Raw genomic sequence first — 23,137 nt, forward strand, 5'->3', positions numbered from 1 at the left:
ACCGGCACCACTTGGGCAACCGTGGACTTACTCGTCGTCCTTGGCGCGCGTGGCGTTCGCTTCGTTGATCAGCTTCGACATCTCGATCGCGTGCTCCACCGACGTATCGTGATGGAAATGCAGCGTCGGCACGGTATGGATATGCAGTCGCTTGAACAGCAACGAATGGAGGTAGCCGGCCTTTTCCTTGAGGATGGCGGCAGCCGTCTCGGGTTCGGCGCCGAGCACCGTGAAGTAGACCTTGGCATGCGCGTAGTCGGGCGTCAGCGCCACCGACTGCAGCGTTACCAGGCCCAGGCGCGGATCGCGAATCTCGCGCTGGATCATCTCCGCCAGTTCCTTCTGGATCTGATCGGAGAGGCGCAGGTTACGGGAGGTGATATTGCCTTTCTTGGCCATTCAAAACTGAGCGTGAGCAGAAGTGAAAACGGCAGGCCGGAGCCTGCCGTCTTTACGTATCGCCTTACAGCGTACGCGCCACCTCTGTGATTTCGTACACCTCGAGCTGGTCGCCTTCCTGAACGTCGTTGAAGTTCTTGATCGACAGACCGCACTCGAAGCCTTGCTTGACTTCCTTGACGTCGTCCTTGAAACGCTTGAGCGAGTCGAGTTCGCCGTCGTGGATAACCACGTTGTTGCGCAGCACGCGCACCATCGAGTTCCGCTTGATGAGACCGTCGGTGACCATACAGCCAGCCACCGCACCCACCTTCGGCACACGGAAGACCTGACGGACTTCCACCTGACCGATCGTGGTCTCGCGCTTCTCCGGTGCCAACATGCCCGACATGGCCGCCTTGATCTCGTCTACCGCATCGTAAATGATGTTGTAGTAGCGGATGTCGATGCCGTTGTGCTCGGCCAGCTTGCGCGCGCCTGCGTCGGCACGCACGTTGAAGCCGATGATGACCGCCTTCGATGCCGTCGCCAGGTTGACGTCCGACTCCGAGATGCCACCCACGCCACCGTGCACGATCTGCACGCGCACTTCGCCCGTCGACAGCTTCTGCAGCGACTGCACCAGCGCTTCCTGCGAACCCTGCACGTCGGCCTTCACGATCAACGGCAGCGTCTGCACTTCGCCTTCGGCCATCTGCTCGAGCATCGTTTCCAGCTTGGCGGCCTGCTGCTTCGCAAGCTTCACGTCGCGGAACTTGCCCTGACGGAACAGCGCGATTTCGCGCGCCTTGCGTTCGTCCGGCAGCACCAGCACTTCCTCACCGGCGGCAGGCACTTCCGACAGACCCTGGATTTCCACCGGGATCGACGGGCCAGCTTCCTTGGAGGGCTTGCCGTTTTCGTCCAGCATCGCACGCACACGGCCATAGGCGCTACCAGCCAGCACCACATCGCCACGCTTGAGCGTGCCGCTGCTGACCAGGATCGTCGCGATCGGGCCCTTGCCCTTGTCGAGCTGGGCTTCCACCACCAGGCCCTTGGCCGGGGCGTCCACCGGTGCACGCAGTTCCAGCACTTCGGCCTGCAGCAGCACGTTTTCGAGCAGATCGTCGATGCCCTGGCCGGTCTTGGCCGAAACAGGCACGAACGGCGACTCGCCACCGTACTCTTCGGGCACGACCTGCTCTGCCACCAGTTCCTGCTTGACGCGGTCCGGGTTGGCTTCGGGCTTGTCGACCTTGGTGATCGCCACCACGATCGGCACACCGGCAGCCTTGGCGTGCGCAATCGCTTCCTTGGTCTGCGGCATCACGCCGTCATCGGCGGCCACTACCAGAATCACAATGTCGGTTGCCTTGGCGCCGCGGGCACGCATGGCCGTGAAGGCCTCGTGACCCGGGGTATCCAGGAACGTGATCACGCCGCGATCGGTTTCCACATGGTAGGCACCGATGTGCTGCGTAATGCCGCCCGCTTCGCCCGCTGCAACCTTCGTGCGGCGGATGTAGTCGAGCAGCGAAGTCTTGCCGTGGTCGACGTGACCCATCACCGTCACCACCGGCGGACGCGGCAGCATCTCGGCATCGGCGTGATCCTCGCCATCCACCACCAGCAGCGCTTCAGGATCGTCCAGCTTCGCGGCGAACGCCTTGTGGCCCATTTCTTCCACCACGATCATGGCGGTTTCCTGGTCCAGCACCTGGTTGATCGTCACCATCTGGCCGAGCTTCATCATCTGCTTGATGACCTCGGATGCCTTCACGGCCATCTTGTGCGCCAGATCGGCCACCGAGACGGTTTCCGGCACGTGCACTTCACGTACCACCGGTTCGGTTGGCGCCTGGAAGTTGCTGCGTGCGTCATCGGCATTGTGCTTGCCGCCACGGCCACGCGGGCCGCTGCGCCAGCCACCGACACCGCCGGACGAATCGCCGCGCGTCTTCAGGCCACCGCCCTTCTTGCCGCGGCTGCTTTCATCCTGCCAGGTACCGGTCTTGCCACCCTTGGCGCCCTTCTTGTCGCCAGCGGCAGCCGTGGTCGTCGTGGCCGCCGGTGCGGGCTTCTTGTCGTCCTTCTTCGCTTCGGTCGTGGCGCCAGCCGGCTTCACCGGCTTGTGCAGCGTGCCGGTCTGCTCGGCCTTCTTTTCCTCGGCCTTGCGCTCCGACGGCGCCTTCAGCACACGTGCCGGCGCATTCAGCATCTGCTGAATCGCGCGGGCTTCCGCTTCGGCGGCTTCGCGGCGGCGACGGGCGGCAGCATCCTGCTCGGCACGCGCCTTGTCGGCTGCAGCCTTCGCGCTGTCCTGCTCGGCGCGCGCCTTGTCGACGGCAGCCTTGGCGTCGTCGGCGTTCTTCTGCGCTTGCGCGCGTTCCGTGGCCAGACGTGCCTTGTCGTCTTCTGCCTTCTTGCGCGCGGTTTCCTCGGCGGCGTCGGCTGCGGCCTGTGCGGCGGCAGCTTCTTCAGCAGCCTTCTGGGCCAGCAGCTCGGCCTGGCGGCGCTGTTCGGCCTCCAGGGCTTCCTGCTTGGCGCGGCGTTCGGCTTCCTCGCGCTCGGCGGCCTCGCGGGCTGCCTGAGCCTCGGCTTCCTGACGTGCCAGGGCCTCGGCCTGCTCGCGGCGCTGTTCCTCATCGCGACGCACTTCCTCGGCAACGGCCTCGGCCGATTCCTGGGCGTCGGCGCCGTCGCCGTGAGATTCCACGTCGTCACGCTTGATCAGGACGCGCTTCTTGCGCACCTCCACCTGCACCGTGCGTGTCTTGCCGGTGGAGTCGGATTGGCGGATCTCGGAAGTCTCACGCTTGGTCAGCGTGATCTTCTTGCGCGCGCTGTCGTCGGACTGACCATGCGACCGCTTCAGGTAATCCAGCAGCCTGGTCTTGTCCGATTCGGTGATGACGTCGTCTGGCGTTGCTTTGCCCACCCCAGCTGCCTGCAATTGTTCCAGCAGTGCAGCAGGGCTGCGGCTCAGTTCTGCGGCCAGTTGGGCAACTGTTGTGCTTGCCATTCAAACCCTTTCAATGCTCGGTTTCTACGTCGGGACAATTCGTGTGCGGAAAGCGCGTCCAGGCTTCACCCCGGACGTGTCCCTCAGTTAAACCAATGTTCCCGTGCTTTCATGATCAGCGCCTTGGCTTCTTCCTCGCCCACGCCGGCCAGTTCGACCAGTTCGTCCACGGCCAGCTCGGCCAGGTCGTCGCGTGTGTGGATGTTGCCTTCGGCCAGTTTGCCGATCAGCTCGGGCGTCAGGCCGTCGAGCGAGCGCAGATCCTGCGACACCTCTTCCACCTTTTCTTCCCGGGCCAGTTCCATCGTCAGCAGCGCATCGCGGGCGCGATTGCGCAGCTCGTTGACGGTGTCCTCGTCGAATGCCTCGATTTCCATCATTTCACTGATGGGCACGTAGGCCACTTCTTCCAGCGAGGAGAATCCTTCCTCGATCAGAATGTCCGCCACTTCCTCGTCCACGTCCAGCTTGGCCATGAACAGCTTGCGCACCACTTCGCTTTCTTCGGCCTGCTTCTGCGCCGATTCTTCCTGCGTCATGATGTTGATCTGCCAGCCGGTCAGCTCCGACGCCAGGCGTACGTTCTGACCACTGCGGCCGATGGAGACGGCGAGGTTTTCCTCGTCGACCACCACGTCCATGCTGTGCTTCTCTTCGTCGACCACGATCGACTGCACCTGTGCCGGCGCCAGCGCACCGATGACGAACTGCGCCGGATCTTCCGACCACAGTACGATGTCCACGGCCTCGCCGCCGATCTCGTTACGCACGGCCGTCACGCGCGTGCCACGCACGCCCACGCAGGTACCGATCGGATCGATTCGCTTGTCATGCGCCACCACGGCGATCTTCGCGCGCACGCCCGGATCGCGTGCGGCAGCCTTGATCTCCAGCAAGCCCTGTTCCATTTCAGGCACTTCGTTCTCGAAGAGCTTGATCAGGAACTCAGGCGCGGTACGCGACAGCTCGATCTGCGGGCCACGCGCGGCGCGGTCCACATTGAGGATATACGCGCGCACACGGTCGCCGGTGCGCAGGTTTTCCTTCGGAATGATCTGGTCACGTGCCAGCAGCGCTTCCACGCGGCCCGACTCGACGATCAGGCCCTTCTTGTCGGCGCGTTTGACCGTGCCGGTCATGATCTTTTCGCCACGATCCAGATAATCATTCAGGATCTGCTCGCGCTCGGCGTCACGAATACGCTGCAGGATGACCTGCTTGGCCGCCTGCGCGCCGATACGGCCGAACTCGACCGACTCGATCTGCTCTTCGATGTAGTCGTCGAGCTGGATATCGGCATTCTGCTCACGTGCCTCGAACAGCAGGATCTGCTTGTCCGGCTCCTGCAGACCTTGTTCATCAGGAACGACGAGCCAGCGGCGGAACGTCTCGTGCTCACCGGATTCGCGGTCGATATGGACGCGAATATCCACGTCCTCCTCGAAACGTTTCTTGGTGGCAGAGGCGAGAGCCGCCTCCAGTGCACCGAAAACCACATCCTTGTCGACGTTCTTTTCGCGAGCTAGCGCATCGACGAGCAACAGAACTTCGCGGCTCATTGCTTGTTCCCTTTTCTTTGATTTCCCTTGAAGTCGATCACCGGCACCAAACGTGCGCGATCGACATCGGATATGGCGAATTCCAGCAGTGCCGGACCGTCCTTGCCTTCGAACTCCAGGCCGATCTTCTCGGCCCCAGCGTCTCCTGCGGGTTCACACAGGATGCCCACGAAATTCTTCTGGCCATTGACCGGCAGGCGCAGCGTAACCCTGACCTCAGCACCGGCAAAGCGAACGTAATCGGCCAACTTCTTCAGCGGCCGGTCCAGGCCTGGCGACGACACTTCGAGGCGCTCGTAATCAACGTTCTCCACAGTGAGCACGTGAGTGAGCTGGCGACTGACTTTCTCGCAATCCTCAATGACGATGCCAGTTTCAGGCTGATCGATGTAGACACGCAGAAGTCCGGCCGGGGCACGCTCAAGCTCAACCAACTCGTAGCCCATGCCGATAAGGGTGGTTTCGATCAAATCTGCCAGATGCACTGTAATCCCGAGTAGTGGCCTTCAATACTGTGGCAGACACCGGACAACGCAATACGCTCGGAATTGATGCTCGACGCGACCTGCAAACCGTCCTGCCTGCCCAATCATCCTGCCGGCCCGCCATGTGACGAAAACCAGCCGCAAGTACAAACGGGCGAACCAAAAAAAAATGGGCGCAATGCCCATCATTCGCCCATCCTCGCCGAGGATGATACTTTTGAATAGACTTTGATTATACGCGGATTATGTCCAAAAGGCAAAAGCCTCCGAGGTTCCGCTCCGGATCAGGGCGATTGCCGACCATTGCCGGCACCGCCCGATCCGTCAATCAACGCTGACCTCGGCCGCGCGGACGGCGACTACCGCCTCCCGCACCCTTGGCGGCCTTTGGCATCACATTTCCATTGACCTCGCCGCCGCCGCGACGCTGGCGATTGCCACCTGCGTTGCCCGCATTGCCAGCGTTTCCGGCCTTGCCACCCCGCCCGCCGCGACCACCACCGGCGCCGGGGCCTCGCAGGCCACCGCCCATCCCGCCGCCAAACTTGGTCGTGTGCGATGTCAGCGGCGCAGGGCCGGACGGAATGTATCCCATCGAGGTCTGCATCGGGTCAGGCTGCCCACGGCCCGCACCCCCGGCATTACCACCCCGGCCACCGCTCTTCTCGTAGCGCGGCAGACCATCCATGCCGGTGTGCATCGGCATGCCCGCCAGCGCTGCTTCTTCGCGCTGCTTGCGGCCGCCAACCTTCGTCACACCCTTGCCGCCGCTCTGGGCTTCCTTGGACGGCGCCTTCAGTCCAATGTTGGCCATCAGGCCGCGCACATCCGTCGGATCCAACTCTTGCCAGCGACCGCGCTTCAAGCCGCGCGGCAGCAGGAACTGACCATAACGCGTGCGGATCAGGCGCGACACGGTCAGACCAACGGCCTCGAACATGCGACGCACTTCGCGGTTACGGCCTTCGGTCAGCGCCACGTGATACCACTGGTTCACACCCTCGCCACCGCCATCGGCGATCCGCAGGAAGTTTGCCTCGCCATCATCGAGCTGAATGCCATGCAGCAGTCGCTGACGATCGGCTTCGGCCAGTTCGCCCAGCGTGCGCACTGCGTATTCGCGCTCCACGCCATAGCGCGGGTGCATGAAACGGTTCGCAATATCGCCCGACGTGGTGAAAATCAACAGCCCTTCGGTATTGAAGTCGAGGCGGCCGACCGCGACCCACTTGCCGTTCTTGATGCGCGGCAGGCTATCGAAAACGGTCGGACGGCCTTCCGGATCCGACTGGCTGACGATCTCACCGGAAGGCTTGTGATAGAGCAGCACGCGTGGAGGCTTGGTCGTCACCTTGCGGTGAATCAGCTTGCCGTTCACGCGGACCTGGTCGGTCGGCAGAATACGCTGGCCGATGTGGGCAGGCAGACCATTGACCGACACACGCCCCTGCAGGATCAGCTCTTCCATCTCGCGGCGCGAGCCAAGTCCACCCTCCGCCAGGACTTTGTGCAGCTTGGGCGCGTCGTCGTCAGCGGACAGTTCGCGCACCGGCTTGGCCTTGGTGCGCGGCACGATCGTGTCTTCCTGATCGAACTGCTCGGAAATCACGAAGCGGAACAGATCCTCGCCACCGGCAGCAGGCTTCGCGCCGCCCTTGCCGGCTTGCCGACCGGGCTTGTCGCCCTGGCGCTGCTCGACACGCTGGTCGCCCCTGTCAGCACCCGGCTTGCCACCAGGCTGTTGACCCTTGCGCTGACCGCCCTTGTTACGGCGACCCGGCTGTTGCGAGGCTGGCTTGTTGTCGCCATCTACCAGCGCAGCCTTGCGTTGCGGCTGCTGACGGCGCTTGCGAGCCCCTTGCGCGGACTGATCCGATCGCGGCTGCGCGTCGCCACCTGCCTCCTCGGCACCGGCAACTGCTTGCGTATCGGCGGCCGGCGCCGGCTTGCGACGCCCGCGGCCACGCGCGGGGGCAGCGGCCGGCGAAGCATCGCCGCCTTCGCCAGACGACGAGGGCTCGGCATCGTCGCGCCCCGTTTCCCGGCCATCGCGGTCCTGCGCCGACTGGCGACGGGAAGCCACTAGATTGCGCAGGCCGCGGCGCAGCCCCTTGCGGCGGGGCGCGCCTTCGGCGCCGTTACCCTCGGGGGCAGCGCCGGTGTCGCCCGGCACGTCCGGCTGGCGGACGTCTTGCTCAGCGGAATCAGACAAAGTATTCACTATCGATGTTGCATGTTGTTCAGTTGGACACGCGCTCGTCGTCGTCCTCGGTCGCCAGCGGCATATCACCGTCGGGGGCCGGAACTGCGGCGTCTTCCTGCGAGGAAGACTCTGTGTCCACATGGAATCCGTTGGCCAGAGCCACCGGCGCGTCATCGCCTTGCCCATCACCCTCGGGCAACTGCGCGACGCTGTCGTTCTGTTCGTTTTCATTGCCGGCGGCATCGCTCGCGCCACCGGACAGATCTTCGGATTGCGGCTCGACCGACAACTGCTCAACTGCCGGCTCACCCGTCTCAGCCACTTCTACGGTGGCCTCCGAAAAGGCCTCCTCGTCACCAGCAGGCGGATTCGCCGTCGCGACCGCTTCGAAATCGATGGCCTGCTGATCCAGCAGAGCCGCCTGAGCCTGGGCCTGGGCATCCTCGAGCGGCGGCAACTCATCCAGCGAGCGCAGACCAAGATCATCCAGGAATGCCTTGGTCGTTGCATACAACGCGGGGCGACCAGGCACGTCCCGGTGACCGATGACTTCGATCCAGTCCCGGTCCTCAAGCTTCTTGACCACCTCCGTGCTGACCGTTACGCCCCGGATCTCTTCGATGTCACCGCGCGTCACCGGCTGGCGATACGCGATGATCGCTAGCGTTTCCATCACGGCACGCGAGTACTTCGGCGGCTTCTCCGGGTTGAGCCGATCAAGAAACTCGCGCATCTCGGGGCGGCTCTGGAACCGCCAGCCGCTGGCCAGGGCCACGAGCTCCACCCCGCGCTGCTGCCAGTCGTTGCGCAGCTCTTCGAGCAGAACCCGGATGGTGTCGGCACCGACGTCGTCGGCGAACAACCGTCGCAGATCACCAACGCGCAATGGCTCCTGCGCACAGATCAGCGCGGTCTCGAGGACGATCTTCGCCTCTTGGGTATTCATGTGATTGTGTGCAGCCTGTCTTTGCACCTGCTTCTGGACGAATCCTGAAGCACTGGAGATTGCAGATACAGCGAGGCCTGAGCCACCGCCATCTCATCGCGCAGCCAACTCGCAGCTTTTCGCAGCGGAGCCGTGCACCTCATTTTCTTTGCATCGAATTGCCGGGTCGTTCCGGCAGGAGATCGTCCGGGGCTGACAGACTACGCCAGTCAACGGACCTCTTGCGTCGCACCCTCTCCCTTTTGGGGTGGACATTCACCTGGACAATCAGATCGCCAAGGCGGCAAGAAACAATCGATATCGGCCCAGGCAACTTCGCCTGGCACCAGCGCCACCTCTCCACACAGCCCCATCGGACTTTGGAACCAGATCTTGTGAACCGGATGAACTGTGGGGACGATCCCGGCAAGCCAGACCTGCCCAGACCCCCTGGGCACACATCCCAGATCGGGAATGCAGCCCCGGCGACGCCACGAGCGCATCGGAGCGCGATACCGTGGTTTTCGCGATTGTATGGCATTCCAGCCCCGCCCTGCAACCAGCAAAAAAGTCTAGAACACGACGCAGAAGCCGTGATTGGCCAGCGTATCGGGCAGCCAGACGGCGCGTGCGACACCCAGCGCCCCAAAACCGATCACAACAAGCGCGGCGCCCACTCGAACGCCGGGGCGGCGCGACAGTTGCCGCAGGTAGCCCGACAAACCCGAGATCACCAGCAGGTTGGGCAGCGTCCCAATGCCAAAGGCCGCCATGACAAGTGCTCCAGATGGCGCATTTCCAGCCAACAAGGCCAGCGCAAGTGCGCCATACACCATACCACAGGGCACCAGCCCCCAGGCCAACCCCATCCCATAGCGCCGCATGATGGGCGCGTGCCGACGCAAGCGAAGCGGCATCTGCATGCCCAGCGACGCGACGCCCCGGACGACATACGAGGCAGCCCGCGCCGCCAGCCGTTCGAGCCATGCTGCACGCATGACGCGGCCCCGCAACAACCACACCCCGGTCAGAACCAGTAACAGGCTGCCCGCGCCATAGAGCCAGCGCTGCACTGGAAGGTAGTCCTGCTTCCAGACTGTCGCACCCACCGCTCCCATCAGCGCCCCAAGCAGCACATAGGTCGTGAGACGCCCGGCGTGCATGACCAGCAGTTCCAGCCACCAGTGAAATCGCGAGCGATGCACGAGGCTAACGACCGCAACAGCCCCCCCGGATTGCCGTTGCTCGACGGCAATGGCAATTCCTCCGCACATGGCGGCGCAATGCACGCCACCAAGCAACGCAAGTGTAAAGACACTGAAAAGCACACCAAATGGCAACTGTTCCTCGCTTCTGCGTCACATCACGCTGTAAAATGCCTGCATCGCGCCTCCATCGCAAGCGCATTCATGCGAGCACCATCAATTGCTTACCTCCATTCCCGTCACCGAGATGTCTCCGCGTTGCTCCACTTGCGCCATGGGCCAGCTTTGCCTTCCCGTGGGCATGTCGCAACAGGACCTCGCAAAGATGGACACGCTCGTACAGGAACGCGTTCGTGTTCACAAGGGCGAAACGCTCTATCGCATGGGCGAACCACTTACCGCAGTCTATGCGATCCGCTTTGGCACATTGAAGACCCACGTGACCATGGAGGACGGACGCACGCAAATCACCGGCTTCCATTTGCCCGGTGAGGTCGTCGGGCTCGACGGCCTCAGCGAGATGCAGCATGCGTCCGACGCCACCGCGCTCGAGGACACAGAGGTCTGCGTCGTGCGATTCGATGACCTGCAATCGCTGTCCGGCACGTTGCCTTCTCTCCAGCAGCAGTTCCTGAGGCTGATGAGCAAGGAAATCTCGCAGGACCAGATCATGCTGATCACTCTTGGCTCGATGCGTGCCGAAGAGCGCCTGGCAGCATTTCTCGTCAACATGTCCGAGCGCCTGTCGATGCGCGGTTACTCGTCGAGCGAGTTCGTGCTGCGGATGAGCCGCGAAGAAATCGGCAGCTATCTTGGCCTCAAGCTCGAAACCGTGAGTCGGCTCTTTTCTCGATTCGCCGAAGCCGGCCTGATTCAGATTCGCCAACGACACGTGAAACTCGTGGACATGGAAGGCATCAGGCAGGTCTATAGCCGAAACTGCTAACGGGCATCGTGGCCAGGAAAACGGCCGTATCGGGAGCAGATCTCCCGGTGCGGCCGTTTTGCTTTCTGCCAGCACTCGAGCCATTACTCGAGTTCGTCGGTCTCCTCGAGCTTGGTTGGCATGGTGTAGAGCGTCAGCCCACTGGACAATGCGCAAAACAACCACGCCACCAGGAAGCCAATCGTGTAGACCGCCTCACGAGACGCTTCCACCTGGTGCCCGAAGAACGTGAGATCGCCCGGATCAACGACCGAAAACACGGTGGCGGTGGCCGCTCCGCCCATCAGAAACGCCGGCCAAAGTACCCACATCAGCCAGCGGAGTCTCATGGGCGCCTCGCAGCCGGCGACGCTACATGCTCCGCCCCCGTTTTCTCCACGACCAGGCCATGACGCTCCACGCCGGAAATCGGCAAATCCGGATGCGTGTTGGCAAGCCAGATGGTCACGCCGCAGCCAATAATTGCAAGCAACGGACCGCTCATCAAAAGCCACGGCCACGGTTCCCTGTACCAGGGCTTGGACTGTTGGGATGTCATTGCGCTCTCCTTGTTTGCTGCCATTTCACCCTCAGCATCACAGATTGCGGGGAACAATGAAACTCGTGGATTGCCTGATATGCGCGTCTCGGCCGTCCTCGCCCTCCGCCGTCACGGTTACGTTGATCTTGTGCGTGCCCTCCTTGGCATCGTCGATCGGCACGCGAATGCGAATCGGCAACAACCGGTTGGACGTTGGCTGCATGGCCTCGGCGGACTTGTCATACTCGACCGTCAGTCCAGTCAGATCGTCGCCCTCAGCCTGCACGCGAATCCGCATCGGCGCTTCCGTGGTGTTGATCACCTGGAGCCGATAGACGTTCTCGATCCAGCGGCCCTCCACTTCCCGGCCCAGCGCGCCGCGATCCCGAATGATGTCGACCTTGATCGGCGACCGCATTGCCAGCGATGCGACGAAGCCCGCCGCCAGAACCAGCCAGATCAGCGTATAGATGATCGTGCGTGGTCGCAGCAGCCGTTTGCGCGCGTCGGATGTCGTCAGGGACTTGCGCATGGCGTTTTCCGACGTGTATCGGATCAGGCCGCGCGGGTACTCCATCTTGTCCATGACGAGATTGCACGCGTCGATACAGGCGCCACAACCGATGCACTCGTACTGGAGGCCATCACGAATATCGATACCGGTCGGACACACCTGCACGCAGATACTGCAATTCACGCAATCGCCAATACCAGCCGCATGGCGATCGGTCTTGCGGGAACGGCTACCACGCGGCTCCCCACGACCCACGTCATAGGTCACGACATAGGTATCGCGGTCGACCATCACGCTCTGGAAACGCGCATAGGGGCACATGTACTTGCACACCTGCTCGCGCATGAATCCGGCGTTGCCCCAGGTCGCAAATGCGTAGAACAGCATCCAGAAGCTCTGCCAGGGTCCTAGCGTGAAATGCAGGACCTCGCTACCAAGTTCCCGAATCGGTGCGAAATACCCGATAAACGTGAAGCCCGTCCACAGTGCGATCAGCACCCAGAGCACATGCTTGGTCGCCTTGATTCGCAGCTTGCGCAGGCTCCAGGGATCGCCGTCGAGTCGGATCCGCGCGATGCGATCCCCTTCGACATGTCGCTCGATCCACATGAATATCTCTGTGTAGACCGTCTGAGGACAGGCATAGCCGCAGAACAGGCGTCCCGCGATGGCGGTGAACAGAAATAGCGATAGCGCAGAAATGACCAGCAGCACAGCGAGATAGATCACATCCTGCGGCCACAGCACGAGACCGAAGATGTAGAACTTGCGCGCGCCGAGATCGAACAGCACGGCCTGGCGATCATTCCACTGCAGCCAGGGCGTTCCGTAGTAAATCAACTGCGTCAGGATGACCAGCCACACGCGCCAGCTCGAAAACGCGCCAGAAGTCGAGCGCGGATAGATCTTGCGGCGGACCTCGTACAGCGCTTCCTCGGTGGTCTCGGCCCCCTTGGGGGGCGGCGCGGGACGCCAAGTGTTGCCGTTACGATCGCTCGCCGACTGGCTTGCAGACGGATCGTTCGAGGCGTGATCGTCCGAGTGATCGGGGGCGTTAAGGGGCGCGCTCATCGTGTTGCCCTCACGCCCCGGTGGGCGGCACGCCGCCCGGCCCCGGGGCAGTTAGTCATTTTGCAGCGCCTCCCGTATTTGAGAGACCCCACACATATGCGGTCAGCATGCGGATGCGCTCAGGCGTCAGAATCTCCTCGTGCGCCGGCATATGACCGTTATGTCCCTTCAGGATCGCGTCGACGATCGTCGCTTCCGAGCTGCCGTACAACCACGTGTTGTCGGTCAGGTTCGGCGCGCCGAGTGCCTGGTTGCCCTTGCCGTTGGCGCCATGGCAGGCCGCGCAGGTCGACTTGAACGTGCTTTCGCCACGCGATGCGCGAATCGGATCCGACGACAGACCAGACAGCGAACGCACGTACTGGGCAGTATCGCCGGCCTGCTTCGCATCGATCGTGCTGGCAAACGATGGCATCACGCCATTGCGGCCCTTGGTGATCGTCTGCTGGATCGTCTCCGGCTCGCCACCGTAGAGCCAATCGTTGTCGGTCAGGTTGGGGAAGCCTCGGCTGCCACGCGCATCCGAACCGTGGCACTGCGCGCAGTAGTTCAGGAACAACCGCTGGCCGATCTCGCGTGCGTCAGGATCCGCCGCCACCTGCTTGATATCCATGCTCAGATACTTGGCGTAGATCTGGTGCTGCGTTTTCTCGGCGGCCTCGCGGTGAGCGGCAAGCTCGCCCTGCGTCGAGAACTTGAGCATACCGGCGTACGATCCCAGGCCCGGATACAGCGCCAGGTAACCAAGACCGAAGATGCAGGCCAGCAGGAACATCCACATCCACCAACGTGGCAGCGGGTTGTTCAGTTCGCGCAGGTCACCATCCCAGACATGACCGGTGTCATCAGTGGTGCTGACACCTTTCGGCATCTTGCGTTGGGAAAACAGCAGCCAGACACACCAGACGATCCCGATGAGCGCGATGGCCGCGATGTAATAACTCCAGAAATCGGAAATGAAATCGCTCATGGCTGTGGGTTCCGGCTTGTAGTTGTGGTTTCGTCAGGCAGGGCAAACGGCAACATCGCCGATTCCTGATTGGCGGCCTGGCGGCCGCCCGACCATGCCCACCAGCAGATGCCAATGAACGTCAGCATCGACACGACGGTTGCAATTGCGGTCACGATCGCCATGGCATCACTCCTTCGCCGGCGCCGGAGCCGCCGCCGAGTCAACGCGCACGTTGCGGCGATTCAGGCCCAGCCCCTGCAGATACGCCACCAGCGCATCTTCTTCCGTCTTGCCTGCCAGCTCTTCAGGCGCACGAGCAATCTCTTCGTCCTTGTACGGCACACCCAGACGCTTCAGCGCGTGCATGCGTGCCTGGATGTCGTTGGTGGGCAACTGCGTCTTCTCCAGCCACGGGTACGAAGGCATCACCGACTCGGGAACCACATCACGCGGATTGCGCAGGTGGATCCGCTGCCAGTCGTCCGAGTAACGGCCGCCAACACGCGCGAGATCTGGACCGGTACGCTTCGAGCCCCACAGGAACGGGTGGTCATACACCGACTCGCCCGCCGTGGAGAAATGGCCATAACGCTCAGTCTCCGCCTGCAGGGTACGCACCTGCTGCGAGTGGCAACCAACGCAACCCTCGCGGATGTAGATGTCGCGCCCCATCAGGCGCAGCGGCGAGTACGGTGTGATGCCCGGATCGGGCTCGGTCGTCGAGTGCTGGAAGAACAGCGGCACGATCTGCACCAGGCCAGCGATGCTGACCACGATGATGGTTGCAATGATCAGCCAGCCGACGTTCTTCTCCAGCGTTTCGTGGGAAAAGAATCCTTGTTTTTGAGACATCGTTCGGTCCTCGGCGATCAGTGGGCGGAAGCCGGCAGGTTGGCCGGAATCGGAGCGTCAACCGCAGGCTTGCCAATGATGGTACGTGCCACGTTGTAAGCCATGAGGATCATGCCGCTCAGGAAGCACAGGCCACCCAGCAGACGGATCAGATAGAACGGATACTTTGCCTTGACCGCTTCGACGAACGCATAGGTCAGCGTGCCATCAGGCTGCGTGGCGCGCCACATCAGGCCTTCCATCACACCGGCGATCCACATCGAGGCGATATAGAGCACGACGCCGATCGTCGCAATCCAGAAGTGCCACTCGATCAGGCGCGTGCTGTACATCTCCTTCTCTCCGAACAGGCGCGGAATCAGGTAGTAAAGCGAGCCGATCGAGATCATCGCGACCCAGCCCAGGGCACCCGAGTGCACGTGGCCGATCGTCCAGTCCGTGTAGTGCGACAGCGCGTTCACGGTCTTGATCGACATCATCGAGCCCTCGAACGTGGCCATGCCGTAGAACGACAGCGCCACCACCAGGAACTTGAGAATCGGATCGGTACGCAGCTTGTGCCAGGCACCGGACAGCGTCATGATCCCGTTGATCATGCCGCCCCACGACGGAGCCAGCAGGATCAGCGAGAACACCATGCCCAGCGACTGCGCCCAGTCAGGCAGCGAGGTGTATTGCAGGTGGTGCGGACCCGCCCACATATACGTGAAGTTGAGCGCCCAGAAGTGGACGATCGACAGGCGATACGAGTAGATCGGACGCTCCGCCTGCTTCGGGATGAAGTAGTACATCATCCCCAGGAAGCTGGTGGTCAGGAAGAAGCCCACCGCGTTGTGGCCGTACCACCACTGGATCATCGCGTCCTGCACGCCTGCATAGGCGGAGTACGACTTCCACATCGACACCGGCATTTCAATGTTGTTGACGATATGGAGGATGGCGATCGTCAGAATGTAAGCGCCGAAGAACCAGTTCGCCACGTAGATGTGACGGGTCTTGCGCTTGATGATCGTGCCGAAGAACACCACCGCGTAGGCAACCCAGACCAGCGTGATCAGGATATCGATCGGCCATTCGAGCTCGGCATACTCCTTGGAAGAAGTAATGCCCATCGGCAGCGTGATCACCGCCGCGATGATGATGGCTTGCCAGCCCCAGAACGTGAACGACGCCAGCGGGCCGCAGAACAGCCGGGCCTGGCAGGTGCGTTGCACGACGTAGTACGACGTGGCGAACAGCGCGCTACCGCCAAATGCAAAGATCACCGCATTGGTGTGAAGCGGTCGCAAGCGACCGAACGATAACCACGGTGTATTGAAATTCAGATCCGGCCAGATCAATTGCGCCGCAAGCAGAACGCCTACGGCCATGCCAACGATCCCCCAAACCACGGTCATGACGGCAAACTGCCGCACGACTCCATAGTTGAAGGTGTCGGCGCGTGAGGACGCGGTGGTGACAGCCATTCAGACCCCCAATGCAAAAAGTAAAAATAAACCTACTGACGGTGTGACTTTAGAAAATCGGCTTACAAGTCGCGTTGACTTTCATCAAGCCACCAGCATCCCTTGCGAACTGCTTGCATTAATTCCGGTCAATGCGCGTTCGCCGCAACGGTCACCTATATGCCTTGACATTCAAGGCTTGTCGTTGTCGAGCAGAATTGCTTCCGCCGGGCGATCGAGATCGTCGTACTGCCCTGCGTGCAATGCCCACCACAGCGCCCCGGCGATCACAGCCACCAGCACCAGGCTCATCGGCACCAATAGATAGAGTGTTTCCATATTCAGGACTCCCTGGCCGGCGCCGCCGCGGCGCGCAACAGGCGCCATGCATTGCCGACAACCAGTAACGACGACACGGACATTCCAATGCCTGCCATCCATGCCGTAACGAGTCCGGTAGCTGCCAGGGGGATCGCCACGACGTTGTAGAAAAAGGCCCAACCCAGGTTCTGGCGCACCACGCGGCGCGTCTTGCGGGCCACGGCGATGGCATTGGCGATCTCGCCCACGCCGCCGTGTGTCAGCACGGCATCGGCACCGGCCTGCGCCAATGGCGCGCCGCTGCCAATCGCTATCGAAACCTGCGCCTGGGCCAGCACCGGCGCATCGTTGATGCCGTCGCCCACCGCCAGAACGACGGCGCCCTGCTGTTGAAGGTTGGCTACATAGTCGCGTTTGCCTTCAGGCGTGACCGCGCCAACGGCGGTCTCGATGCCAAAGCGGTCCGCCCACCAGCGCACCGCTGCCGGCTGATCGCCCGAAACCAGATGACAGCGCACACCGAGTCGGGTCAGCGAAGCCAGAAGCTCGGCAGTCTGGGGCCGTTCGACATCGGCCAACTGGAAACACGCCAGCGGTCCGCTTGTGTCACCAAGCCAGACCTCGGTGGCGCCAGGATAACGGTCGCCACTGCGGCGGATATCGGCCGCTGCCGGTGCCAGTTCCGCGACGAACTCTCTACGCCCCAGCCGCATCGACCGGCCGTCGACAATTGCCTGCAACCCTTGCCCGGGAACGTTGTGCAGGTCAGCCACCAGCCGTTCGGCATGGTCCGTCGCGGCGTCAACCAGGGCCCTGGCAATTGGATGCTCCCCACCACGCTCCATGGCGGCGGCAAGACTCTGGCAAGTTGACGCATCCAGATTGCCCGCGATCTCCGTCGACACGAGCGCAAAGCGCCCCTCGGTCAACGTGCCCGTCTTGTCGAGCATGACGTCCGTGACCCCCGAAAGCGCTTCGAGCGTATGCGCGCGGGTCACCAGCACGCCGCGCCGCGACAACGCCGCGCCAGCAGCGGCCAGCGCCGCCGGAGTAGCCAGCGACAACGCGCAAGGACAGCTCACTACGAGCACGGCGACGGTAACCAGCAGTGCGCGTGATGGATCGATCCAGATCGCCCAGACCAGCCCGGTGATTGCGGCCAGAATCAAGAGGGTGGCGACAAACCAGCCGGCCACGCGATCCGCCAACTGGGCCAGGCGGGGCTTGTCCGCCAGCGCGCGATCCAGCACGGCGACGATCTCGGCGAGACGGGTCTGCGCGCCGATCCGGCGCACGCTCACCTCGAGCGGACTGGCGGCATTGAAGCAACCCGCCAGCACCGTGTCACCAATGGCGCGCTTCACCGGCCGCGCCTCCCCTGTCAGCATCGACTCGTCGATCTCGCTGACACCGGCCACCACGACACCGTCGGCCGGCATGATCTCGCCCGCCTTCACGCGAATCCGGTCGCCGGCATTCAGTCGCGCAACCGGAATCCGCTCGCCGACGCCGCTCGCCTCCACCAGCCGCTCGCAGGTCGCGGGCAGCTGGCGCGCCAGCATCTCGGCGCCACTGCGCGAGGCCTGCCGGACACGCAACTCCAGATAGCGGGCCAACAGAAGGAACGCGACGAACATCGTCACGGAATCGAAGTAGACCTCCCCCACGCCCCGCACGGTTGCCACAGCGCTCGCGAAGAAGCCAGCCAGCACACCGATCGCGACAGGCACGTCCATGCCCATATGCCGTTGCCGCAATGAACGCCATGCGCCAGCGAAAATCGGTGAGGCAGAGTAAAGAACCACCGGGATCGTCAGCGCAAAGCTCGCCCAGCGCATCAACTGAAGCTGGCCGGGGTCGATCGTGGCTTCGTGCGTATAGAGCGGCCATGCATACATCATCACCTGCATCATGCCGAGCATCGCCACCGCCATGCGCATCAGCAGGCCGCGCCGCTCACGGCGATCGTGCTGGTCGCCACGCGACACCTCGAACGGCCATGCCTGGTAGCCGATGTCGGCCAGCGTGGACAGCAGCCCTGCCACGCCCTGCTTGTTCTCTTGCCAGCGCACCACCACGCGGCGCGTAGCCACGTTCGCCACGGCCGACTCGACCCCATCCAGTTGTCCGAGGTGCTGCTCGATCAGCCAGGCACAGGCTGCGCAGCGGATGTTTTCCGGTGCTAGCGTAATCTCCGCCCGGCCATCGCCCAGTTCGCGAACGAACTGGTTGCGCAGCTCAGGGGTATCGTAGGCGGCCCACACAGGTTCCGCCTCGCGCCGCGCCTGGGCATCTATCGGCCGCGCGAATCGCGTGACATCGCTATATAGATGCCCGAAACCTGCTGAATAGAGTGTCTGTGCCAGCGCCTGGCAGCCGCCACAGCAGAACGTGCGGCGCTGCCCGTCGATATCAGCGACGAGCGGCGTGACATCGCGCCCGAGAGGCTGGCCGCAATGAAAACAATGAACAGTGGATGTGGATAGAGACGCCGACCCAGGCCGTGTGCCCGAGGCAAGGGCTGCGGCGGAACCAAGTTGTGCGCTCGGATTGGACGGAACGGACGTTCCATCGGGCGCGAGGGGGCTGGCGTGCAGGGACGGCATAGTGCGCTTTTAGTACCCAGCGAATACTAGGTAACCAGCGCGCCATATGCCTTGATAAAGATCAAACTTCCAAAAATGGAGTCAGGGCCGGGCGGTGCAGACAGGGGAGCCGATTCGAATGGCCCTCAGACTCCCCTGCCAGCCTGTCAGGTCAACGAGGTGTCGACGGTACGACGTTCGGACTCGATGTACTCCCTCGACTGCATCTCGATGATCCGCGACACCGTCCGGTGAAACTCGTTCGCCATCTGGCCTTCGGTATAGAGTTCGTCGGCTGGCACCTCGGCGGACATCAACAGCTTGACCTTGTGATCGTAGAAAACGTCGATCAGCCAGGTGAAACGGCGCGCCTCCGAGGACATCCGCGGCGTCATCTTCGGCACATCCGACAGGATCACCGTATGAAACTGTGACGCAATCTCCAGATAGTCGTTCTGGGAGCGCGGGCCGCCGCACAAGGTCGCGAAATCGAACCAGACCACGCCGTTGGCCTTGCGCAGCGCCTTGATCTCGCGATGTTCGATATGCAGGATCGGAGACTCATCCGCCGTGCCCGCGATGGACACGAACGCATCGCGCAGCGCGGCGCTGGCTTCCCGGTTCAGCGGCGTATGGTAGGCCTGCACCTGTTCCAGCGCCCGCTTGCGGTAGTCGATGCCGGCATCGACATTGAGCACATCGAGTTTTTGCTGCAGCAGCGCAATAGCCGGCAGCACCCGATCACGGTGAAGGCCGTCCGGGTAAAGCAGATCCGGGCGATAGTTCGACGTCATCACGAACTGCACACCGTTTTCGAACAACTGCTGCAGCAGACGATGCAGGATCATCGCATCCGCCACATCATTGACGTGGAACTCGTCGAAGCAGATCAGCCGGAAGCGGCGCGCAATGCGTTTCGCCAGTTCGTCCAGCGGGTCTGCCCGGCCGCGCAGTTCCTCGAGTTCCCGATGCACCTCGCGCATGAACTCGTGGAAGTGGAGCCGCGTCTTGCGCACCACCGGCACGCAGGAATAGAAACTATCCATCAGGAACGACTTGCCGCGCCCCACTCCACCCCACATGTAGACGCCCTTCGGCACCTCGGGGTGTACCAGCAGCTTCTTCAGCGTGCTGTTTCGACGGCCCTTGTAGGCCACCCACTCGTCATAGCATTGCTGGAGCCGCTCCACGGCGCGACGCTGCGCCTCATCAGACTGATAGCCGCGCTGCTTGAGTTCGTGTTCGTAAAACTCGGTGACGTTCATGTGGGTTCAACCGGGGGCTGCAAGTGAAAACGGCGCGCCGCGAATGGCGGCGCGCCGGTGCTCACACTTTGCGAGGCAAATGCCTTACATGTTGAGCTGACGCTTGTCGACGGCCAGCGCGGCTTCGCGCATGACTTCCGACATCGACGGGTGCGGGTGGCAAACGCGACCGATATCTTCGCTCGCAGCCTTGAACTCCATCGCCACCACGGCTTCGGCGATCAGGTCCGAAGCATTCGCGGCCACGATGTGCACGCCCAGGATCTCGTCGGTCTTGGCATCGGCCAGCATCTTCACGAAACCGTCCGAAGCACCCATGCCCAGCGCACGGCCATTGGCCATGAACGGGAATTGGCCCGACTTGTACTCGCGGCCTTCGGCCTTGAGTTGCTGCTCGGTCTTGCCGACCCACGCGATTTCCGGGAACGTGTAGATAACCCAGGGAACCGTGTTGAAGTCGATGTGCGGCTTCTGGCCAACGATACGCTCGGCCACAGCCACGCCTTCGTCTTCGGCCTTGTGCGCCAGCATCGGGCCACGCACCACGTCGCCGATTGCCCAGATGCCCGGCACCTTGGTCTGGCAGTGATCGTCCACCTCGATGAAGCCACGCTGGTCCACGCCCAGGCCCACGGCGTCGAGGCCGAGGTTGTCGGTGTTCGGCACGCGGCCCACCGACACGATCAGGCGATCGACTTCCAGCGTCTGTGCCTTGCCGTCCTTGTCGGTGTAGTTGACCGTGACGTTGTCCTTGCCGGTCTTCACTTCGTCGACCTTGACGCTCAGATGGAACTGCAGCCCCTGCTTGGTCAGCAGCTTCTGCGCTTCCTTGGCCACGCCTTCGTCGGCTGCGCCCAGGAATGCGGGCAGCGCTTCCAGCACGGTCACTTCGGCACCCAGACGGCGCCACACCGAGCCCAGTTCCAGGCCGATCACGCCGGCGCCGATCACGCCCAGCTTCTTCGGCACGGTACCGAACTTCAGCGCGCCTTCGTTATCGCTGATCAGGTTGTTGTCGACAGCGATGCCCGGCAGATGGCGAGCCTTCGAGCCCGTGGCGATGATGACTTGCTTGGCGGTCAGCGTTTCGCCGTTCACTTCCACTTGGAAGCCTTCTGCAGCCTTGCCGGTGAACTTGCCGTAGCCCTTGAACAGGGTCACCTTGTTCTTGCGGAACAGGAACTCGATGCCCTTCGTCATCTTGCTGACGATGTCGTCCTTGCGCTTGAGCATCTTGGCCACGTCGACCTTGACGTCGCCCACGGTGATGCCATGGTCGGCCAGGTGATGCGAAGCGTTCTCGAACTCTTCCGAGGAAGCCAGCAGTGCCTTGGACGGAATGCAGCCTACGTTCAGGCAGGTACCGCCCAGGCGTGCTTCGCCCTTCGGATCGTCATAGGCATTGCCTTCCAGGCAAGCCACGTTCAGGCCCAACTGGGCAGCGCGGATGGCGGCGATATAGCCGCCGGGGCCGGCGCCGATCACCAGCACGTCGAATTGTTTGCTCATGGGAAATTTCTCTCTGGTGCGTCATGCCCGCGCAAGGGCGGGCGTCCGGCGGCGATGTGGCGGCCGGGTCCCCGCACGCGAAGCGCGGGGACGACGACAAACGATAGACGGAGGTCTGGCCTGAATTACAGGTCCAGCAGCAGACGAGCCGGATCTTCCAGCGCTTCCTTCATGGCCACCAGACCCAGAACGGCTTCGCGGCCGTCGATGATACGGTGGTCGTAGGACATCGCCAGGTAGTTCATCGGACGGATCACGATCTGGCCGTCTTCCACCACGGCACGGTCCTTGGTGGCGTGCACGCCCAGGATGGCCGACTGCGGTGGGTTGATGATCGGGGTCGACAGCATCGAGCCGAACGTACCGCCGTTCGAGATCGAGAACGTACCGCCGGTCAGCTCTTCCAGCGACAGCTTGCCGTCACGCGCCTTGGTACCGTACTCGGCGATCTTCTTCTCGATGTCGGCCAGGCTCATCTGGTCGGCGTTGCGCAGGATCGGCACCACCAGACCACGCGGCGAGCCCACGGCGATACCGATGTCGAAGTAGCCGTGGTAGACGATGTCGTTGCCGTCCACCGAGGCGTTGATGACCGGGTACTTCTTCAGCGCGTGCACGGCGGCCTTCACGAAGAAAGACATGAAGCCCAGCTTCACACCGTGTTCCTTCTCGAAGCGATCCTTGTACTTGGCGCGCAGATCCATCACCGGCTTCATGTTCACTTCGTTGAAGGTGGTGAGGATGGCGTTGGTCGATTGCGACTGGATCAGACGCTCGGCGATCCGGGCGCGCAGGCGGCTCATCGGCACGCGCTCTTCCGGGCGATCGCCCAGCGCAGCGAAGTCAACCTGGGCCGACACTTGCGGCAGGGCCGGCTTGGCGGCGGCCGGAGCCGGAGCAGCCTTGGCGGCCGGAGCGGGAGCCGAGCCGGCTGCCAGCACGTCACCCTTGGTGATGCGGCCGTCCTTGCCAGTGCCAGCCACTTGCGAAGCAGACAGGCCACCCTCGGCCATCAGCTTGGCAGCCGACGGCATGGCGATGGCGCCAGCGCTGGCGGCGGCTGCCGGGGCCGGTGCTGCTGCGGCGGGAGCCGGAGCGGCGGCGGCCGGTGCAACGGCGCCTGCAGTGGCTGCCGTGTCGATCTTGGCAATCACTTCATCGGCCACGACGGTATCGCCGTCGTTCTTGATGATCTGCGACAGAACGCCGGCCGACGGTGCCGGCACTTCCAGCACAACCTTGTCCGTTTCGATTTCGATCAGGATCTCGTCCTGAGCAACGGCTTCGCCCGGCTTCTTCTTCCAGTTCAGCATGGTCGCTTCGGCGACCGATTCCGACAATTGGGGAACCTTGACGTCAACAATAGCCATGGTTTGA

General features: G+C 62.7%; 20 protein-coding genes. 1 reads left to right on the forward strand and 19 read right to left on the reverse strand.

Translation table 11 applies throughout. From position 1 onward, the window contains the following. Positions 1 to 27 precede the first annotated feature (27 nt). The 7 genes from rbfA to K6G35_RS09275 form a co-directional block, all read right to left on the reverse strand. A complete protein-coding gene (gene rbfA, locus K6G35_RS09245; protein ID WP_008650618.1) occupies positions 28 to 399 on the reverse strand; it encodes a 30S ribosome-binding factor RbfA in 372 nt (123 codons plus the stop codon). Between the two features lie 64 nt (positions 400 to 463). Continuing rightward, the gene (gene infB, locus K6G35_RS09250; RefSeq protein ID WP_286882149.1) at positions 464 to 3,403 is read right to left on the reverse strand and encodes a translation initiation factor IF-2; all 2,940 of its coding nucleotides are present in this window, start codon (positions 3,401 to 3,403) and stop codon (positions 464 to 466) included. A gap of 83 nt (positions 3,404 to 3,486) precedes the next feature. After that, positions 3,487 to 4,962 carry a transcription termination factor NusA gene (nusA, locus tag K6G35_RS09255; RefSeq protein ID WP_008650614.1) on the reverse strand — a complete coding sequence of 492 codons (1,476 nt, stop codon included), beginning with the start codon at positions 4,960 to 4,962 and terminating at the stop codon, positions 3,487 to 3,489. Beyond that, positions 4,959 to 5,447, reverse strand: a complete 489-nt coding sequence (gene rimP, locus K6G35_RS09260) for a ribosome maturation factor RimP (protein WP_008650612.1) — start codon at positions 5,445 to 5,447, stop codon at positions 4,959 to 4,961. The genes nusA and rimP overlap by 4 nt, the downstream gene beginning before the upstream one ends. A gap of 328 nt (positions 5,448 to 5,775) precedes the next feature. Beyond that, positions 5,776 to 7,659 (reverse strand): 23S rRNA pseudouridine(2605) synthase RluB, encoded by a 1,884-nt coding sequence (gene rluB, locus K6G35_RS09265; RefSeq protein WP_286882151.1) that lies wholly within the window; start codon positions 7,657 to 7,659, stop codon positions 5,776 to 5,778. 28 nt (positions 7,660 to 7,687) lie between these two features. After that, positions 7,688 to 8,596 (reverse strand): SMC-Scp complex subunit ScpB, encoded by a 909-nt coding sequence (gene scpB, locus K6G35_RS09270; RefSeq protein ID WP_495675600.1) that lies wholly within the window; start codon positions 8,594 to 8,596, stop codon positions 7,688 to 7,690. Positions 8,597 to 9,147: 551 nt separating this feature from the next. After that, positions 9,148 to 9,915, reverse strand: coding sequence for a sulfite exporter TauE/SafE family protein (locus K6G35_RS09275; protein ID WP_035882352.1), 768 nt, complete (start codon positions 9,913 to 9,915; stop codon positions 9,148 to 9,150). Positions 9,916 to 10,000: 85 nt separating this feature from the next. Between K6G35_RS09275 and fnr the strand changes: the two genes are divergently transcribed. Then, a complete protein-coding gene (gene fnr / locus K6G35_RS09280) occupies positions 10,001 to 10,726 on the forward strand; it encodes a fumarate/nitrate reduction transcriptional regulator Fnr (protein WP_008647449.1) in 726 nt (241 codons plus the stop codon). 83 nt (positions 10,727 to 10,809) lie between these two features. Here the strand turns inward: fnr and K6G35_RS09285 are convergent, their stop codons facing one another. The 12 genes from K6G35_RS09285 to odhB form a co-directional block, all read right to left on the reverse strand. Then, on the reverse strand, positions 10,810 to 11,055 hold the full coding sequence (locus K6G35_RS09285) for a hypothetical protein (protein WP_008647451.1): 246 nt from the start codon (positions 11,053 to 11,055) through the stop codon (positions 10,810 to 10,812). Beyond that, a complete protein-coding gene (locus K6G35_RS09290; protein ID WP_008647454.1) occupies positions 11,052 to 11,288 on the reverse strand; it encodes a hypothetical protein in 237 nt (78 codons plus the stop codon). The genes K6G35_RS09285 and K6G35_RS09290 overlap by 4 nt, the downstream gene beginning before the upstream one ends. Positions 11,289 to 11,301: 13 nt before the next feature. Beyond that, a complete protein-coding gene (ccoG, locus tag K6G35_RS09295; RefSeq protein WP_008647456.1) occupies positions 11,302 to 12,831 on the reverse strand; it encodes a cytochrome c oxidase accessory protein CcoG in 1,530 nt (509 codons plus the stop codon). A 55-nt stretch (positions 12,832 to 12,886) separates the two neighbouring features. After that, positions 12,887 to 13,801 (reverse strand): cytochrome-c oxidase, cbb3-type subunit III, encoded by a 915-nt coding sequence (ccoP, locus tag K6G35_RS09300; RefSeq protein WP_008647458.1) that lies wholly within the window; start codon positions 13,799 to 13,801, stop codon positions 12,887 to 12,889. Then, positions 13,798 to 13,965 (reverse strand): cbb3-type cytochrome oxidase subunit 3, encoded by a 168-nt coding sequence (locus tag K6G35_RS09305; protein WP_008647460.1) that lies wholly within the window; start codon positions 13,963 to 13,965, stop codon positions 13,798 to 13,800. Before K6G35_RS09305 ends, ccoP begins: the two co-directional genes overlap by 4 nt. Before the next feature lie 4 nt (positions 13,966 to 13,969). Next, positions 13,970 to 14,635: a cytochrome-c oxidase, cbb3-type subunit II gene (gene ccoO / locus K6G35_RS09310; protein ID WP_008647462.1), complete on the reverse strand. Its 666-nt coding sequence runs from the start codon at positions 14,633 to 14,635 to the stop codon at positions 13,970 to 13,972. A 17-nt stretch (positions 14,636 to 14,652) separates the two neighbouring features. Next, positions 14,653 to 16,101, reverse strand: coding sequence for a cytochrome-c oxidase, cbb3-type subunit I (ccoN, locus tag K6G35_RS09315; protein WP_008647464.1), 1,449 nt, complete (start codon positions 16,099 to 16,101; stop codon positions 14,653 to 14,655). 171 nt (positions 16,102 to 16,272) lie between these two features. Next, positions 16,273 to 16,419 (reverse strand): cbb3-type cytochrome oxidase assembly protein CcoS, encoded by a 147-nt coding sequence (ccoS, locus tag K6G35_RS09320; RefSeq protein WP_008647465.1) that lies wholly within the window; start codon positions 16,417 to 16,419, stop codon positions 16,273 to 16,275. 2 nt (positions 16,420 to 16,421) lie between these two features. Continuing rightward, the gene (locus tag K6G35_RS09325) at positions 16,422 to 19,007 is read right to left on the reverse strand and encodes a heavy metal translocating P-type ATPase (RefSeq protein ID WP_035882351.1); all 2,586 of its coding nucleotides are present in this window, start codon (positions 19,005 to 19,007) and stop codon (positions 16,422 to 16,424) included. 146 nt (positions 19,008 to 19,153) lie between these two features. Further along, positions 19,154 to 20,251, reverse strand: a complete 1,098-nt coding sequence (gene zapE, locus K6G35_RS09330; RefSeq protein WP_008647467.1) for a cell division protein ZapE — start codon at positions 20,249 to 20,251, stop codon at positions 19,154 to 19,156. Between the two features lie 84 nt (positions 20,252 to 20,335). Further along, positions 20,336 to 21,760 carry a dihydrolipoyl dehydrogenase gene (lpdA, locus tag K6G35_RS09335; RefSeq protein ID WP_008647468.1) on the reverse strand — a complete coding sequence of 475 codons (1,425 nt, stop codon included), beginning with the start codon at positions 21,758 to 21,760 and terminating at the stop codon, positions 20,336 to 20,338. Between the two features lie 125 nt (positions 21,761 to 21,885). Then, positions 21,886 to 23,130, reverse strand: a complete 1,245-nt coding sequence (odhB, locus tag K6G35_RS09340) for a 2-oxoglutarate dehydrogenase complex dihydrolipoyllysine-residue succinyltransferase (protein WP_495675601.1) — start codon at positions 23,128 to 23,130, stop codon at positions 21,886 to 21,888. Positions 23,131 to 23,137: the final 7 nt, after the last annotated feature.

The organism is Cupriavidus sp. HY129 (assembly GCF_059492215.1).